Annotated in this window: 12 protein-coding genes and 1 pseudogene; 5 read left to right on the forward strand and 8 right to left on the reverse strand. The window is 34.5% G+C overall.

Annotation, left to right across the window (positions count from 1 at the left end; translation table 11 throughout):
• Positions 1–1,760: pseudogene (locus HGK31_RS13270) on the reverse strand (hypothetical protein); the annotation flags it as partial.
• 179 nt (positions 1,761–1,939) lie between these two features.
• Here HGK31_RS13270 and folE point away from each other — a divergent pair.
• From folE to HGK31_RS13295, 5 genes are all read left to right on the forward strand, one after another.
• On the forward strand, positions 1,940–2,617 hold the full coding sequence (folE, locus tag HGK31_RS13275; RefSeq protein WP_191860666.1) for a GTP cyclohydrolase I FolE: 678 nt from the start codon (positions 1,940–1,942) through the stop codon (positions 2,615–2,617).
• A 20-nt stretch (positions 2,618–2,637) separates the two neighbouring features.
• Positions 2,638–4,119, forward strand: coding sequence for a cysteine--tRNA ligase (gene cysS, locus HGK31_RS13280; protein ID WP_191860668.1), 1,482 nt, complete (start codon positions 2,638–2,640; stop codon positions 4,117–4,119).
• A gap of 41 nt (positions 4,120–4,160) precedes the next feature.
• Complete coding sequence (yidD, locus tag HGK31_RS13285; RefSeq protein WP_104736427.1) at positions 4,161–4,400, forward strand: membrane protein insertion efficiency factor YidD; 240 nt, start codon at positions 4,161–4,163, stop codon at positions 4,398–4,400.
• A gap of 71 nt (positions 4,401–4,471) precedes the next feature.
• Positions 4,472–5,398, forward strand: a complete 927-nt coding sequence (gene lgt, locus HGK31_RS13290; protein ID WP_191860670.1) for a prolipoprotein diacylglyceryl transferase — start codon at positions 4,472–4,474, stop codon at positions 5,396–5,398.
• 6 nt (positions 5,399–5,404) lie between these two features.
• Positions 5,405–5,902 carry a DUF192 domain-containing protein gene (locus HGK31_RS13295; RefSeq protein WP_191860672.1) on the forward strand — a complete coding sequence of 166 codons (498 nt, stop codon included), beginning with the start codon at positions 5,405–5,407 and terminating at the stop codon, positions 5,900–5,902.
• Between the two features lie 81 nt (positions 5,903–5,983).
• On the opposite strand, the gene secDF is transcribed toward HGK31_RS13295, so the two are convergent.
• From secDF to gyrB, 7 genes are all read right to left on the reverse strand, one after another.
• A complete protein-coding gene (gene secDF, locus HGK31_RS13300) occupies positions 5,984–8,971 on the reverse strand; it encodes a protein translocase subunit SecDF (protein WP_191860674.1) in 2,988 nt (995 codons plus the stop codon).
• Positions 8,972–9,181: 210 nt separating this feature from the next.
• The gene (locus HGK31_RS13305) at positions 9,182–9,781 is read right to left on the reverse strand and encodes a hypothetical protein (RefSeq protein ID WP_191860675.1); all 600 of its coding nucleotides are present in this window, start codon (positions 9,779–9,781) and stop codon (positions 9,182–9,184) included.
• An 84-nt stretch (positions 9,782–9,865) separates the two neighbouring features.
• Positions 9,866–10,528 (reverse strand): hypothetical protein, encoded by a 663-nt coding sequence (locus tag HGK31_RS13310; protein WP_191860677.1) that lies wholly within the window; start codon positions 10,526–10,528, stop codon positions 9,866–9,868.
• A gap of 77 nt (positions 10,529–10,605) precedes the next feature.
• Entirely contained in the window at positions 10,606–11,532 is a 927-nt protein-coding gene (mdh, locus tag HGK31_RS13315; RefSeq protein ID WP_191860680.1) for a malate dehydrogenase, read from the reverse strand.
• A gap of 86 nt (positions 11,533–11,618) precedes the next feature.
• Positions 11,619–12,635 (reverse strand): DUF6588 family protein, encoded by a 1,017-nt coding sequence (locus HGK31_RS13320; protein WP_317169746.1) that lies wholly within the window; start codon positions 12,633–12,635, stop codon positions 11,619–11,621.
• A gap of 90 nt (positions 12,636–12,725) precedes the next feature.
• Positions 12,726–13,673, reverse strand: a complete 948-nt coding sequence (locus tag HGK31_RS13325; RefSeq protein WP_191860682.1) for a DUF6588 family protein — start codon at positions 13,671–13,673, stop codon at positions 12,726–12,728.
• A gap of 19 nt (positions 13,674–13,692) precedes the next feature.
• Positions 13,693–15,642 carry a DNA topoisomerase (ATP-hydrolyzing) subunit B gene (gene gyrB, locus HGK31_RS13330; RefSeq protein WP_191860684.1) on the reverse strand — a complete coding sequence of 650 codons (1,950 nt, stop codon included), beginning with the start codon at positions 15,640–15,642 and terminating at the stop codon, positions 13,693–13,695.
• Positions 15,643–15,887 lie beyond the last annotated feature (245 nt).

Raw genomic sequence — 15,887 nt, forward strand, 5'->3', positions numbered from 1 at the left:
GTTAAAACTGTAACTGTTTGATCTGTATCATCGCCACAAGCACCTGCTATTTCGTAATTGATTGTGTAGGTTGACCCTGATGTACCACCTGTTACCGTTCCTGATGCTGGATCAATTACTGAACCATCTCCTGGATCTGGGTTAAAAGTAAATGTTCCACCCGAATCACCCGTTATGGTCGCTGTTCCGCCATCACAAGTCGCTGTCATTGTGAAGCTCGGATCTGCTGCCGTTAAAACTGTAACTGTTTGATCTGTATCATCGCCACAAGTACCTGCTATTTCGTAATTGATTGTGTAGGTTGACCCTGATGTACCACCTGTTACCGTTCCTGATGCTGGATCAATTACTGCACCATCTCCTGGATCTGGGTTAAAAGTAAATGTTCCGCCTGCATCACCCGTTATCGTCGCTGTTCCACCATCACAAGTCGCTGTCATTGTGAAGCTCGCATCGGCTGCCGTTAAGACTGTAGCTGTTTGTGTTGACGAAAAGGGTGTGCCACAAACATTGTCAACTATGTAAATAATTGTATAAGTAGAACCTGGTGTACCACCTGTAACCGTTCCAGAAGCTGGATCAATTACTGCACCATCTCCTGGATCTGGACTAAATGCAAATATTCCACCACCATCACCAGTAATGGTTGTTGTAGCACCATCGCAGGTATCTGTAGTTGTAAATGAAGGGTCAGCTGGGGGGTCATCTACTGTAATGGTTACACAACGTGTAACTGTTTTATCTCCACCGCATCCAGGGTTTGAATAAGTTAATTCTGCTGTATACGTTTCTGTAGCTGTTGGGCAAACATTTAATGTATTACTAGATCCCACAACTGCTCCGGAACTATCATACCAAGTAAGTGTATAAGTTGGTGTTCCATTAGGATAAAACTGCCAAGCTTCACCACCAGTAAAATTTGGATTACCAATGGCATACACTCCTGTATTTCTACCAGGCGCAGCTATTCCTTGATCTCCTGCTGTATTCTGAATACCTAAAGCAGCTCTTCCGCCAGCCCAATTTGGACAAGTAGGCTTATAATACACATACATCTCAACAACATTGGTTGCCTCGTATAGCATCATCATAAGTGATGATCTCATTGGTATATAAGGAACATCATCTGGATCTGGATCTGGGTTACACCCACCACCAAATTGTGGTGCATTGAAAAAAGTAAATGTAAAGACTCTAAAAGGTGCTACGCCTTTTACGCCATGCTTAATCCAATATGTGTTCGGGTCTACTCCAATTCTTCCAGGAAAAATATCATGAACTGGCCCAAAAATATTACCATCCTGTAAAGCTGGATCTGTATTACTAGGTATAGGAGCATTTGGAGTCCAAAAATGGCCTTCATTGGTAAACAGCGTGGGATCAAAACTTATCGCCGCATTGGTAGATAACCTTGCTTGATTGTCACATTCACCATAAAATCCAAAATCAAACTCTAAATCAACTAATGGGCTCCACTCATCATCAGCATTAACATCGGCATCTGCAAACGTATCACCAAAACTAACCGATGGGTTAAAAGGCATAGCTCTAACTGCATAAGAATTTGTTTGACCAACTTCTAAAAAGTTAGCCGTTAAACTAACACATTCTGTAGGACATACAGTAAAATCTGCATCACTAGACGTTATAGTTAGTTCATGACTACCTTGACCACTTGAGGGTACACTAGGCTGACATACTTGCGCTTGAGTAAATGATATAACTAAAAATAAAATTATAAAAATTGTAATTTTTTTCATAATAAAAGGTATCTGATGTAGGCAACTCAATATAATTGGGAATAATTAATGTGTGAAAATAAGAAAAAAACAGAAAAAAACCCCTAATTAATCGTTGAAATTAATTGTTTGTTAATAAGGTATTTGAAAAAAATGGAATTGCTTATCTTTGCAGATTAAAACCTATTTATTTCTATTACATGAAATTTAATAACGATATAGAAGATTTTGATGCTTTGGGGAATGACCACATTGGCACTTCTTCAAGTACGCCCATGCGCAAAGATGCCTTTGAATTAAATCAGGATGAAAAGATTGATATCATCAAAGATGATGTCAGGCATATTATGGAAACATTGGGTCTAGACCTGACTGACGATAGTTTAAAAGGCACACCAAATAGAGTTGCAAAAATGTTTGTTAAGGAACTTTTTGGTGGGTTGGATCCTTCTAAAAAACCAAGCGCATCAACCTTTGAAAATAAATATAAATATGGTGAAATGTTGGTCGAGAAAAACATTACTGTTTACTCCACTTGCGAACATCATCTTTTACCTATTGTTGGGAAAGCCCATGTTGCTTATATTTCCAATGGCACCGTTGTAGGTCTATCTAAAATGAACCGTATTGTGGATTATTACGCAAAACGTCCTCAAGTTCAAGAAAGACTCACCATTCAAATAGTGAAAGAACTCCAAGAAGTTCTAAACACTGAAGATGTGGCATGTGTTATTGACGCCAAACATTTGTGCGTTAATTCACGAGGTATTAGAGATACTGAAAGTAGTACTGTAACTTCAGAATTTGGAGGGAAATTTAAGAAAAAGGCCATTCGCCGAGAATTCCTTGACTACATAAAGCTTGACACTTCATTTTAATTAAACTTTAAATAATCCCAATGAAATTATTTGACCAGCAGCAAATAAAGATTTATAATACATTAAGTGGTGAAAAAGAACTATTTAAACCCTTAAATGAGGGCTATGTAGGTATGTATGTATGTGGACCAACTGTATATAGCAATGTTCATTTGGGAAATGTTAGAACCTTTATGTCTTTTGATATGATTTTCAGATATTTAAAGCATTTGGGTTACAAAGTACGCTACGTAAGAAATATTACTGATGCTGGGCATCTTGAAAATGATGCTGACGTAGGTGAAGATCGTATAGCAAAAAAAGCACGATTAGAGGAAATTGAACCTATGGAAGTTGTGCAACGCTACACAGTAGATTTTCATAATATACTGAACAAATTTAATTTCTTGCCTCCTAGTATTGAACCAACAGCAACTGGTCATATCATTGAGCAAATTGAAATTATCAAAGAAATCATAAACAATGGTTTTGCTTACGAAGTAAACGGATCGGTTTATTTTGATGTTTTAAAATATAACGAATCAAAACCTTACGGTATTCTAAGCAAACGTAAGGTAGAAGACCTTATTCATAATACGCGTGCTTTAGATGGTCAGAGTGATAAAAAGAACCCTCAAGATTTTGCATTATGGAAAAAAGCCGAACCTCAACACATTATGAGGTGGCCGTCGCCATGGAGCGATGGTTTTCCAGGATGGCATTTAGAATGTACAGCTATGAGCACCAAATATCTTGGAGAACAATTTGACATTCACGGTGGTGGTATGGATTTAAAATTTCCTCATCACGAATGTGAAATTGCACAAGCTGAAGCAACCAATAATCATGCTCCTGTTAATTATTGGATGCATGCTAATATGCTGATAATGAACGGTAAAAAAATGGCTAAATCCACTGGGAATTTCATTTTACCAAATGAAATATTTTCTGGAGATAATCCACATATCACCAAAGCATATTCACCGAGTGTGGCTCGTTTTTTTATGCTTCAGGCACATTACAGAAGTATTTTGGATTTTACAAATGATGGCTTGCTTGCCAGTGAAAAAGGTTTTTTCAGATTGATAGACGCTATTAATTTACTAGATTCACTTAAAGCTGGTAATGACTCTAGTTTTGATATCAACGCGTGGCAACAAAAATGTTATGATGCCATGAATGATGACTTCAATACACCAATAGTAATTGCTAATTTATTTGAAGGCGTAAAATATATCAACCAAATAAAGGATGGCTCGGCTACAATTACAAAAAATGATTTAATTGTCTTAAAGAAAACCATGACTAGTTTTGTTTTTGATATTTTGGGTCTTGAAAATGTTTCAAAATCCGAAACAAGTTCAGAAAAACTCTCTGGAGCTGTTGAAATTTTAATTCAATTAAGACAAGAAGCCCGCGCCAATAAAGATTTTGCTCTTTCAGATAAAATTAGAGATGAATTGGCTGAAGCTGGCATTCAACTAAATGATAGCAGAGAAGGCACTACTTTTTCGACTAATTAAGACTGAACTACATTCTTTCTTAATGAAAGTTTCAATTGATTATGAAAAAAATTCTAATCGCACCTTTTTTGCTTTTAATAAAACTGTATCAAGTTTTGGTATCGCCATTAACACCTGCTACATGTAGGTTTCAACCAACTTGTTCACATTATGCTAAAGAGGCATTAGAAAAACATGGGTTTTGGCATGGTGGCAAACTTGCCTTAAGAAGGATATTTAGTTGCCATCCCTGGGGTGGTTCGGGATATGATCCGGTGCCTGATAAGCTCGACAAAAATTAACCTTTCATTATATTTCGTTCCTTTTATATCCATTTTCAATTGTATATATTTACTACTTTAATTAAGAACCTATGCATTCACTAAAATTTGACTGGAACCCTATAACAGGATTTGATATTGCTGGTAATTTCAAACTACATTTTTATAGTATGATGTGGATAGTAGCCTTCCTCATTGGGTGGTATATCATGAAACGCATATTCACTAAAGAAAAAGTAAGTTTAGAATATCTTGATCCACTTTTTATTTATACGGTTTTAGCCACTATGCTAGGTGCTCGTTTAGGTCATGTGCTTTTTTATCAGTCAGAATTAATATCAGAAGATTTTTTCAGTATTTTTCTGCCTTTCAGCTTTAAGAATGGATTTGAATTTACTGGTTTTCAAGGTTTAGCAAGTCATGGCGCTGCAATAGGTATAATTATTGGCATGTACCTGTACAGAAGAAAATACAAATACAAATCTTTGATGTGGATTTTAGACCGTGTTGTTATTTCAGTAGCGTCTGGTGCCATTTTTATTAGAATAGGTAATTTCATCAATTCAGAAATTATTGGAAAAATTACAGATTCGTCTTTAGGTGTTCGATTTATACAAGATTATTATAGCAAACGTCAAATAGTAGCTGAAACTGGTATCGCTGACTACAAGGAAGCCTATGCAGCTGTGACTGACAATCCGCAATTTCAGCATTTACTAGAAGCAGTGCCTTACAGACACCCAGCACAATTGTATGAATCCTTTTGTTATATTTTTGTGTTTTTAATCTTATGGTACGTTTACAATAAAACTAAAAAGTCTGATCAAGCTGGTTTCTTATTTGGGTTATTCCTATTACTACTATGGACTATTCGCTTCTTTGTTGAGTTTGTTAAAGAACCTCAAGGTGAAGAATATATTACAATGCTTGGATTAAATACAGGACAAATGTTGAGCATTCCATTTATACTTATTGGTTTATACTTTATGTTTGTTTACAAACCTAAAACATCTGCATAAACAGTTATGATTAAACGCTATTTAAGAGTGATTTGTTTGTCTGTTGGATCTATAATTTTATTTCCCGCTACATCTTGTAAAGAAGAAACAAAACATGTAAAACAAAAGAAAGTCACTTTTAAAAAAGAAGGAGAGTTGAAGTTATTAAAAGCTTCAAATGATTCTATAATCAAAAAGATTGATATAGAAATTGCCGATAATGAATTTGAAACTCAAACAGGACTTATGTATCGAGAATCTATGAAAGATGACCATGGTATGTTATTCGTTTTCCCAGATTCACGACCACGATCTTTTTATATGAAAAACACACGGTTTTCGCTAGACATCATTTATTTGGATGAGCAACAGACTATTGTTAGTTTTCAAGAAAATGCCAGTCCTTTAGACGAAAACTCCTTACCCTCTAATGCTCCAGCAAAATATGTTTTGGAGGTTAATGCTGGTTTAGTACAAAAATGGCAACTACAGGTTGGTGATAAAATAAGCTATACTAAATTTTAATTTTATTACAACTTGCTATTAAAATAAAAAGCCTTTTTGAAATTATCAAAAAGGCTTTTTAGATATTTATTAAAGACTGAATTAAGCTTTTGCCTCTTCCAAATCTTCTTCTTTTACTTTGTTTTTTAAAGCATCTGTAGCATCTCCTTTTTTAACAGAGTCATACATTAAAGGTGTTGCAATAAACATAGACGAATATGTACCTACTATTACACCAACTATTAATGCAAACATAAATCCTCTGATAGAATCACCACCAAAAATAAATATGGCTAGTAACACAACTAAAGTTGTTAAAGAGGTATTCAATGTTCTACTCAAGGTACTACTCAATGATGAATTAATCACTTTATTGAAAGGCCAGGAAGTGTGTTCATTAAAGAATTCACGAATTCTATCAAACACAACCACAGTATCATTTAAAGAGTAACCAATTACAGTTAATATTGCTGCAATAAATGCTTGGTCTATTTCCATACTAAAAGGCATGTATTTATAAGTCAAGGAGAATACACCTAATACAATTAATACATCATGGAACACAGCAGCAACTGCACCTAAAGAGAATTGCCATCTTTTAAAACGGAATAAGATATATAGGAATACAACAATTAATGAACCTAAAATTGCCCAGAAAGATGCTTGTTTAATATCATCGGCAATGGTTGGACTCACCTTGTAATATTTCATTAATCCAACAGTCTTATCTTGGTCATCACTTATAAATTCCTCATAAGAAACCCCTTCAAAATAAGGTTGCAATTCATTATACAAGGCATTTCTTATTTCTTCATCAACCGCATTATCAGTTTCATTCACTTTGTATTTTGTCGTGATCTTTAATTGATTAGCACTACCAAATGTTTTTGCTTCAGCACTTCCAAAGGCATCAGACAAAGCAGATGAAATTTCGTTAGCACTTACATCTTGAGCAAAACGCACCTGATAGGTACGACCTCCAACAAAATCAACGCCCTGATCTAAACCATTAGTAAATAATGATCCTAAACTTAAAAGAATTAAAACACCTGAAATTACATAGGCTGCTTTTCTTTTCTTAAGAAAATTGATATTGATGTTTCTGAATAGATTTTTAGTAATAGCCGTACTGAAGTCTAACGTGCCGCCTCTTTCGGCATACCAATCTACTAATAAACGTGTGATAAAGATTGCCGTAAATAATGACGTACCAATACCAATTAATAACGTCGTTGCAAAACCTTTAATTGGTCCTGTACCAAAAATGAATAATATTAACGCTGTTAAACCAGTTGTAATGTTGGCATCTAAAATAGATGATAATGCATTACTAAATCCATCAGCAATGGATTCTTTCATACCCTTACCTTTTGCCAATTCTTCTCGAATACGCTCAAAGATAAGCACGTTGGCATCAACTGACATACCTATTGTTAATACAATACCAGCAATTCCAGGTAAGGTTAACACAGCGCCTAATCCAGAAAGCACACCAAATATCAACACAATATTGAATAACATAGCGATATCAGCAAACAATCCAGCTTTTCCATAATACAAGAACATCCAAACTAATACCAGTCCTAATGCTATTAAGAATGACATTTTACCGCTATCTATAGCTTCTTGACCTAATGAAGGCCCAACTACTTCACCTTGAATTATATCAGCCGAAGCAGGTAACTTACCTGCACGTAAAACATTAGCTAAATCGGTTGCTTCATTAAGTGTGAAATTTCCAGAAATTGAAGAATTACCACCAGAAATTGGCCCTGTTGTTACACCTGGTGCCGAATATACCACATTATCTAAAGCAATGGCAATTTGAGTTCCTTGTGTAAAAGCACGACCAGTCATTTCTTCCCAGATTTTTGCTCCTTTTGCATTCATTTGCATAGACACAGTTGGGTTCCCAACAGCATCATACTCCTGTCTAGCATCCGTAACTACTGCACCACTTAAAGGCGGTACATTATCTCTATTACCAATTAAAGCATACAAATCAACAACCTCGCTATCTTTAGCTGGTTTTCCAAATACAAATTTCACACTACGCTGTTCAGCTGGCAATAATGCTCTTACTTGCGGCATGTTTAAGTATTCTGTAACCTTATCCTTATCTTTTATATTTACAACTGCCAAAACAGCTGGATTTGGAGATTGAAATAATAAATCACGTAATGGATTAACCGTTTCAACTGCAGTAGAATCAGGATCGGATCCTAATAAATCTGCAATCGCATCATCTTCCGCAGTATCTTCAGCTTCTTGCTGATCAATTTCTTCTGCCGAAGTTTCTTCTTCTGGAGTCTCTAAGTCTTTCAATAAATTATTAGCTTCAACTAAAAACTGTCCAAATAAGTCGCGCTTGTAAACATCCCAAAACTCTAATTGTGCCGTACTTTGCAATAATTTTAGAGCACGTTCTTTATCTTTTACACCTGGTAATTCAACCAAAATACGCCCAGAACTACCCAAACGCTGAATACTAGGTGAAGTAACCCCAAATTCATCAATACGCTTACGTAATACTTCAAAAGCTGATACAATTGACTCATCTATCTTTCTTCTAATTATAGGCTTGACTTCATCATCTGTCATTGATCCTTCTATTTCACCATCAAGTGCTCTTGTATAGAAAATGTCAGGAGAAGCTAACTTTGTATCACCTTTAATTGCATCAAAAGCAATGAAAAAGTCTTCAACAAAATCATTTTGACTATTTTTTTGTAATTCTGAAGCATCATCTAATGCTTTATTAAAAACAGGGTCTTTACTATAATTTGCAAGACCTTTCAAGATATCTTTGACTGAAACTTGAAGAATAACACTCACACCACCTTTTAGGTCTAAACCTAGGTTCATGGCATTTTCCTTAACCTCGTTGTACGTGTAGTTAGCGACACCTAGATCAAAAACTTCTTCGTTGGCCAAAGAATCTAAATATTGGCGCTCTTTTACCTCATCGCCATTTGAAACTACTTGAGCAGTTTCTTCAATACTATTTGCTTTAAATGTAAATGATAATTGATAAATACTTACCAATCCAAACAAAACTGCAAACAGCTTTACTAATCCTTTATTTTGCATTGTTGTATATTTTAGTGGTCAAATTTTTTAAAACCGAGCAAATATAGAATTTACTACATAATTTGACAATTAATTTTTAATGATAAAAATGATTTAAAAGCTTTGCACTTAACTGATGCAAGCTATCTTAAATTGTAACAACCAATTAAATGATTACATTATTAAGATTTGAAAATATAATGGAACTTTTATTTAGTGTTAAGAATTCCTTTAGGCAAAAGGACCAGCCCGAACCTCTGGGAAAGCATATGAAAGATTACTAATTGATGTTTCAATATACTTCCAAATGTGAAGTGTTTCTTTTAAGGTATTATCTTTTCTGACATTCATTATTGTAGCAGTCAGAAAAGTATTAGGATCTATATATCGTTCGTTTTGCGACTTTTCTACAAGAATACAGTTATCAAAACCAGAATCTAGGTCATGTAAATTATTAATCTCATAAATATCAAAATCATACCCAATTTGATTATTACCTGAAGGCACCTGTTGATTATCTTGTGGGTATTGAAGTTTGAGATGCTTCTTTTCAGATAATATTCTCTTTAAACTAGCAACGTCAAGGTTACTATAATAGGTAATAATAAGTTTGCCTTGATTTTCACTTTTGACCTGAATATTATCAATACCCAATAGTTCAAGCTCATCCTTGACAGTTGAAATAGTATTTTGAGCTTCTTGTGAAGTAATTTTGACATCTGCAAAATGTAAAACCAATTCCTGATTTACAACACTTTCTTGCTGTTGGCTAGCAACACCTAAAAAGGTTAGTATAAGGATAAAAATATAGATATGTGGTTTCACATTCATGCGCCAAATATAAAAAATAAAGACTGTATTTCTACAGTCTTTATATATAATGTCTATTTAATAGGTTTAACAGTAGTTTAACGACTACATGCCCATCAATTTGTCAGTTTTTTCATAACCTTCAAGAGGTGTCATGTCAAATTTATCATCAGAAACAGTTTCTTTATTAATTTCTGTAACCTCATGAGTTATGTTAATATTCATTCCCATTTGAGACATGGTCATTTCCATATATAATGGAAAACCAGGAACTTTGTCACCCATTTTAGCCGCCTGATTAGATATAGCTGAAATTTTATCTGTTACAAACATATCCATTTTAATGTCTGTACCATCTTTTGAGACTGTCAAGTTGTATTCTTGACATTCATATCCTAAAATGGTTTTGGTTTCGTCACCTTTTTCAATAGTAACATCTTTCATGTCTTCATCATTAGGATCCATGCTTTGTGTCATATACTTTTTCCCAACCATTTGGTTGTCCATCATGATAATCATTTCTTTACTATCACCATCCATGATAGTAGTGGTGTTACCTTGCATGAGGTTAAAAGTTTCCGAACGTGTTTTATTATTTTTAAAGTATGTTGTGGTCAGTACCTCACCAACCATTGCCAATTGTGCTTGCATTTGTTCATTATCACTAGACATGGTTTGTTTAGACTTCGCTACACCTTCAGAAATTGATTCTTGAGCAAATGTTGATAAGCTAAAGACACATACTAAAACAAAAAGTAATTTTTTCATTTGATTTATTTTTTAAAATTTAATTATTAATTAAGTTGTTTTAGTGCTAGTATTACAACTTTTTTACTTTATTCATACTATAGTTCAAGAAGACCATTTGTTTTTCTAACGCCTTCCGCACTTGTTTGCATGTGTTCTTTTTCAGCATCAGTTAAATTAATCTCCACTATTTTTTCAATACCGTTTTTACCCAGAATTACCGGAGCACCAATACAAATATCATTTAATCCATACTCGCCTTCTAATAAAGCTGAACACGGAAACATTTTTTTCTGATCACAAGCGATAGCTTGAACCAATCCACTAACAGCTGCTCCAGGTGCATACCAAGCTGATGTTCCCAATAATTTAGTTAGGGTTGCGCCACCTACTTTAGTATCTTCCTTTACTTGATTTAATCTGTCTTCTGATAAAAATTCAGAAACTAATACACTATTTCTAGTTGCTAAACGTGTTAAAGGAACCATCCCAACATCACTATGACCTCCAATTACCATGCCATCTACATCACTTATTGGCGCTCCTAATGCTTCAGCTAGTCTGTATTTGAAACGTGCAGAGTCTAAAGCTCCTCCCATTCCAATAATTCTTGTCTTTGGTAAACCTGTAGTTTTATGAACCAAATATGTCATGGTATCCATAGGATTACTAACCACAATAATAATGGTGTTTGGAGAATGCTCTATTAAACTTGAAGAAACAGATTTTACAATTCCAGCATTGATACCTATCAACTCTTCACGAGTCATACCAGGTTTTCTTGGAATACCAGAAGTAATTACACAAATATCACTATTAGCCGTTACTGAATAGTCATTAGTTATTCCCGTAATTTTTGTGTCAAAACCATTTAATGAAGCCGTCTGCATTAAGTCCATTGCTTTACCTTCAGCAAAACCCTCTTTGATATCTAATAAAACAACTTCGCTTGCAAAATCTTTAATAGCAATGTATTCTGCGCAACTGGCTCCCACTGCTCCTGCTCCAACTACTGTAACTTTCATGTATGTAATTTTTTAGTTTAAGAATTATTTAAATTTCAGCAAATTTAACATTTTTAAACCACAATTGTTTGAAGATTTAATGAAAACTAAAATGAAAAATTCAATCCTAGTGAGGCACTATTGAACTCTGCGATAGTATAATCTAAATTTACTGCAAAAAAACCAAGTTTTACATTGGCTCCTATGGTTGTTCGAACTCCTGAAACTTTTTCATCTATTGAGAAAGGATCTCTAATTTCTTCTGAAAAAAGTAACCCATCGGTTACAATATAAGTTCCTAGCAAATCTGTTTCAGAATTTGCTGTTAAGTAACCAAAACCTGCATAAGCATTGAGTACCTTAAACTTTGTGGAAGCAATGACTTCAAACAAAAAGGAGTTGATTTTAGTTTTCACTTGCTGATTATTGCCTTCAACAATACCTTCATCAGTAAAATCATAGCTACCATTTAAGTGCGTGTAAGCTACTAGCCCAGAAATTGCTACAGGAAATAATCGCTCTTTGGGTAACCAAGTGGTAAAATCTTGTTGTAAACCTAAACCATATAAGTTTGTTTTCACGTCTTCAGTTTCAATACTTGGAAAATAACGTCCTTTAAGTTGTGTTCCTCTAAAAGGTGAAAATCCGACTTGTAAAAAAGCCGAAGGGATAATATCAACACCTTCTGAACCTATTCCTGTTGGCAAAGTAAGCGCTACTTCTTGATTTCCAAAAATTGGATCATCATATGTTATAATCACTGTAACATCAGGTTCATTATGACCTAGAGAAGATGCCACTGTTTTAGATGTGCTATTGTCTGAAAAACGGATGTTTTCATAGTCAGCTGCAACCATTTCAAATGATTTTTTACTATCAGAAATGAAAGATGTATTTGCAATTAAACTTATTTCTAGTCCAAACTGTTTCTGACCTTTACCGTGATTAAACCATCCATTGTTGATACTATAGGCCAATCCTTCACTTGCTGGTGCAAGATAGTCAGTACTAAATCGCTTGGCATCATCAATTCCAGCAGCTAACAAATCATCAATATTGTTTTGGGCTTGAGAAACAAAAACTAAACAAAAAGATACAAAAATTAAAGCATGTTTTTTCATCATATTTATTTAAGTAGGTTTAATAATATGTACGAAAAAGCCACTTAAAAAGTTTTTTTAAGTGGCTTTTATATTCTTATTCAGATAAAAAAATCAGTTGATATTATAGTTAACGGCCATATTCAAGTTAGCAAATTCTCCAAACGTTAACATGGTGTTGAATGAAAAATCTTTAATCCTGTAATTTACATTAATATCGAACTTAACATTAGTATTAGTATTATCCACTTGGCCTAAAGATTCATTTAAAAAACCTAATATATCCAAACTCTCAACCACATTAGCACCTGTAACTTGATAGTCAAATTTTGTATGAGAAAATCCTAAAGCCGCTGAAAAATCAAACTGCTTAACTGATTTTGAAGCTACCAAATTAAAACCAAAAGAGTCACCCTCAACCTTAATTCCGCTTATAGTTGCTAAAATCAAATCGGCTTCATTAAATTCATCTTCAACGGAATAATTGGTGTATGTGGCTAAAATTCCAAAATGATAAGTACTTTCTTTTAAAGGCTTTATCCACTGATTTAAATGATGTGCAACACCAATGCCAAAAGAGCTATAGTCCGTATCATTAATATTGATATTAGGTGAGTATCTGACAATAAAATTGGTTTGTTTCCACAAACCTATAGTAGCCTGAATTTGACCGTGTTTAACTGTTTCTTGACCAATTCCTTCTGGCGAATCAAATTCAAACGTTTCATCACCAATTTGTCCTTCCAAAACAACCACATCATCGCCACCTAGAGCTGTTGGGATTTCTGCAGTAGTTGCTGAACCTTGTATACCTATATTTTGTAGTTCAGCTTCATTTACTAAAAACGTTTTATACTTATTGGGGACAAACAACATGTTGTATTGTAATGACACCTCAACATCAAACAAATTTTTGGGTGTAAAGTTTGAATACCAACCACCTGATGCCTGATAAACTGAAGCTTCAGCAGCTGGTGAAATATATTGTTCTGTAAGAATAATTAAATCATCAGCTACTTCGCCTACTTCCTCTAATTGCGCATGTATAAGAGTGGAAAACAAACAAAATAAAATTGTGAGTTTACGCATCAATGTTAGCATAAATAGCATTTTTCTCAATAAACTCTCTACGTGGTGGCACTTCGTCACCCATTAGCATTGAGAATATTCTATCTGCTTCTCCTCCATTATCAATTTGAACTTGACGCAATGTTCTAAAGTCTGGATCCATGGTTGTATCCCAAAGTTGAATAGCATTCATCTCACCAAGACCCTTATAACGTTGAATACCAACACTACCACCAAATTCTTCAGCAATTTCATCGCGCTCTTTATCCGACCAAGCATAGCGTTTTTTACTACCTTTCTTAACCAAATATAAAGGTGGTGTTGCAATATAAATGTGTCCTGCTTCAATAAGTTCTCTCATATACCTAAAGAAGAAAGTTAAGATTAGTGTTGCAATGTGACTACCATCAATATCGGCATCACACATAATAACCACTTTATGATAACGCAGCTTAGATAAGTTAAGTGCTTTACTATCTTCTTCAGTCCCTATAGTAACTCCAAGAGCTGTATATATATTTTTTATTTCTTCGTTTTCAAAGACCTTATGCGTCATCGCTTTTTCCACGTTCAAGATTTTTCCACGTAATGGTAGAATAGCTTGAAAGTTTCTATCACGACCTGCTTTGGCTGTTCCGCCTGCCGAATCACCCTCAACCAAGAACACTTCACATTTTGCTGGATCTTGTTCAGAACAATCACTCAATTTCCCAGGTAAGCCACCAATACTCATCACCGTTTTACGCTGAACCATTTCACGTGCTTTTTGAGCCGCGTGTCTCGCTTGTGCCGCAAGAATAACTTTTTGCACTATGGTTTTGGCATCGTCAGGATGTTCTTCTAGATAATCGGTTAACATTTCAGACACTGCCTGACTAACAGAAGCTGAAACTTCCCTATTTCCGAGTTTGGTTTTTGTTTGCCCTTCAAATTGAGGCTCTTGAACTTTTACCGATATAATTGCTGTAAGACCTTCACGAAAATCATCACCTGCTATATCAAATTTCAATTTATCCAACATACCAGATTCATCAGCATATTTTTTAAGGGTATGTGTTAAACCACGACGAAAACCTGACAAATGTGTTCCACCTTCATGCGTATTAATGTTATTAACATAAGAGTGTAAATTTTCAGCATAAGAAGTATTGTAAACCATAGCAACCTCTACAGGCACACCATTCTTTTCGCCTTCAAAAGCAATTACATCTTGCATTAATGGTTCGCGGTTACCATCTAAAAACTTAATAAATTCTTTCAACCCTTCTTTTGAGTGGAATGTTTCGCCTTCAAATTCACCATCGTCGTTTTTATGACGTTTATCAATTAAATGAATTGTAATCCCTTTATTTAAATAAGCTAACTCACGCAAACGACTTGCCAAGGTATCATAACTATATTCTAAAGTTTGAGTAAAAATGGTTGAATCAGGTTTAAAGGTAACAGTTGTTCCTCTTTTATCAGTATCTCCAACTTCTTTTACTGGATATAGTGTTTTACCGCGCTCATATTCTTGCTCCCAAATTTTTCCATTACGATATACGGTAGCTTTTAAGTGTTCCGAAAGTGCATTTACACAACTAACACCAACACCGTGTAATCCACCAGAAACTTTATAAGAATCTTTATCAAACTTACCACCTGCTCCAATTTTAGTCATTACAACTTCAAGAGCTGAAACACCTTCTTTTTTATGTAAATCTACAGGAATACCACGACCATCATCTTCTGTTGTAATCGAGTTGTCTTCGTTTATGGTAACGGTAATATTATCACAATGCCCAGCTAAAGCCTCATCAATAGAGTTATCTACTACTTCATAAACTAAATGGTGTAAACCTCTAGTTCCAACATCACCAATATACATGGATGGACGCATACGCACATGCTCCATACCTTCTAAAGCCTGAATACTGTCAGCCGAGTAATTGTGCTTATTAAATTCTTCCTTTTTTTCGCTCATGAATTTATGTGTTTAAATCTTATGTTATTTATAATAAAAAAATGACGCTTTTGCATCATTCCGAATACTTACAAATATACGAATAAAAGAGGCTTTTAAAAAGCTTTTCTGATGGTTTGATTTGTTTTTATCAACATTTGTTAATTACTTAAAAGTGGCTTAAATTGCTTAAAAAGTGGCTTAAAATAGATTTCATCTGTTTTATGTCAATCTTACAAAAGCGACAATTACAATAATGCGTTAGA

Origin of the sequence: Hanstruepera ponticola (genome assembly GCF_012931685.1) — a bacterium.
Classification (GTDB): Bacteria; Bacteroidota; Bacteroidia; order Flavobacteriales; family Flavobacteriaceae; genus Hanstruepera; species Hanstruepera ponticola.

Coding starts and splice junctions, on each gene's coding strand:
- secDF (WP_191860674.1), bottom strand. CDS start 8,971: ATGCAAAATAAAGGATTAGTAAAGCTGTTTGCAGTTTTGTTTGGATTG.
- HGK31_RS13305 (WP_191860675.1), bottom strand. CDS start 9,781: ATGAATGTGAAACCACATATCTATATTTTTATCCTTATACTAACCTTT.
- lgt (WP_191860670.1), top strand. CDS start 4,472: ATGCATTCACTAAAATTTGACTGGAACCCTATAACAGGATTTGATATT.
- HGK31_RS13295 (WP_191860672.1), top strand. CDS start 5,405: ATGATTAAACGCTATTTAAGAGTGATTTGTTTGTCTGTTGGATCTATA.
- HGK31_RS13310 (WP_191860677.1), bottom strand. CDS start 10,528: ATGAAAAAATTACTTTTTGTTTTAGTATGTGTCTTTAGCTTATCAACA.
- HGK31_RS13320 (WP_317169746.1), bottom strand. CDS start 12,635: ATGATGAAAAAACATGCTTTAATTTTTGTATCTTTTTGTTTAGTTTTT.
- mdh (WP_191860680.1), bottom strand. CDS start 11,532: ATGAAAGTTACAGTAGTTGGAGCAGGAGCAGTGGGAGCCAGTTGCGCA.
- gyrB (WP_191860684.1), bottom strand. CDS start 15,642: ATGAGCGAAAAAAAGGAAGAATTTAATAAGCACAATTACTCGGCTGAC.
- cysS (WP_191860668.1), top strand. CDS start 2,638: ATGAAATTATTTGACCAGCAGCAAATAAAGATTTATAATACATTAAGT.
- yidD (WP_104736427.1), top strand. CDS start 4,161: ATGAAAAAAATTCTAATCGCACCTTTTTTGCTTTTAATAAAACTGTAT.
- folE (WP_191860666.1), top strand. CDS start 1,940: ATGAAATTTAATAACGATATAGAAGATTTTGATGCTTTGGGGAATGAC.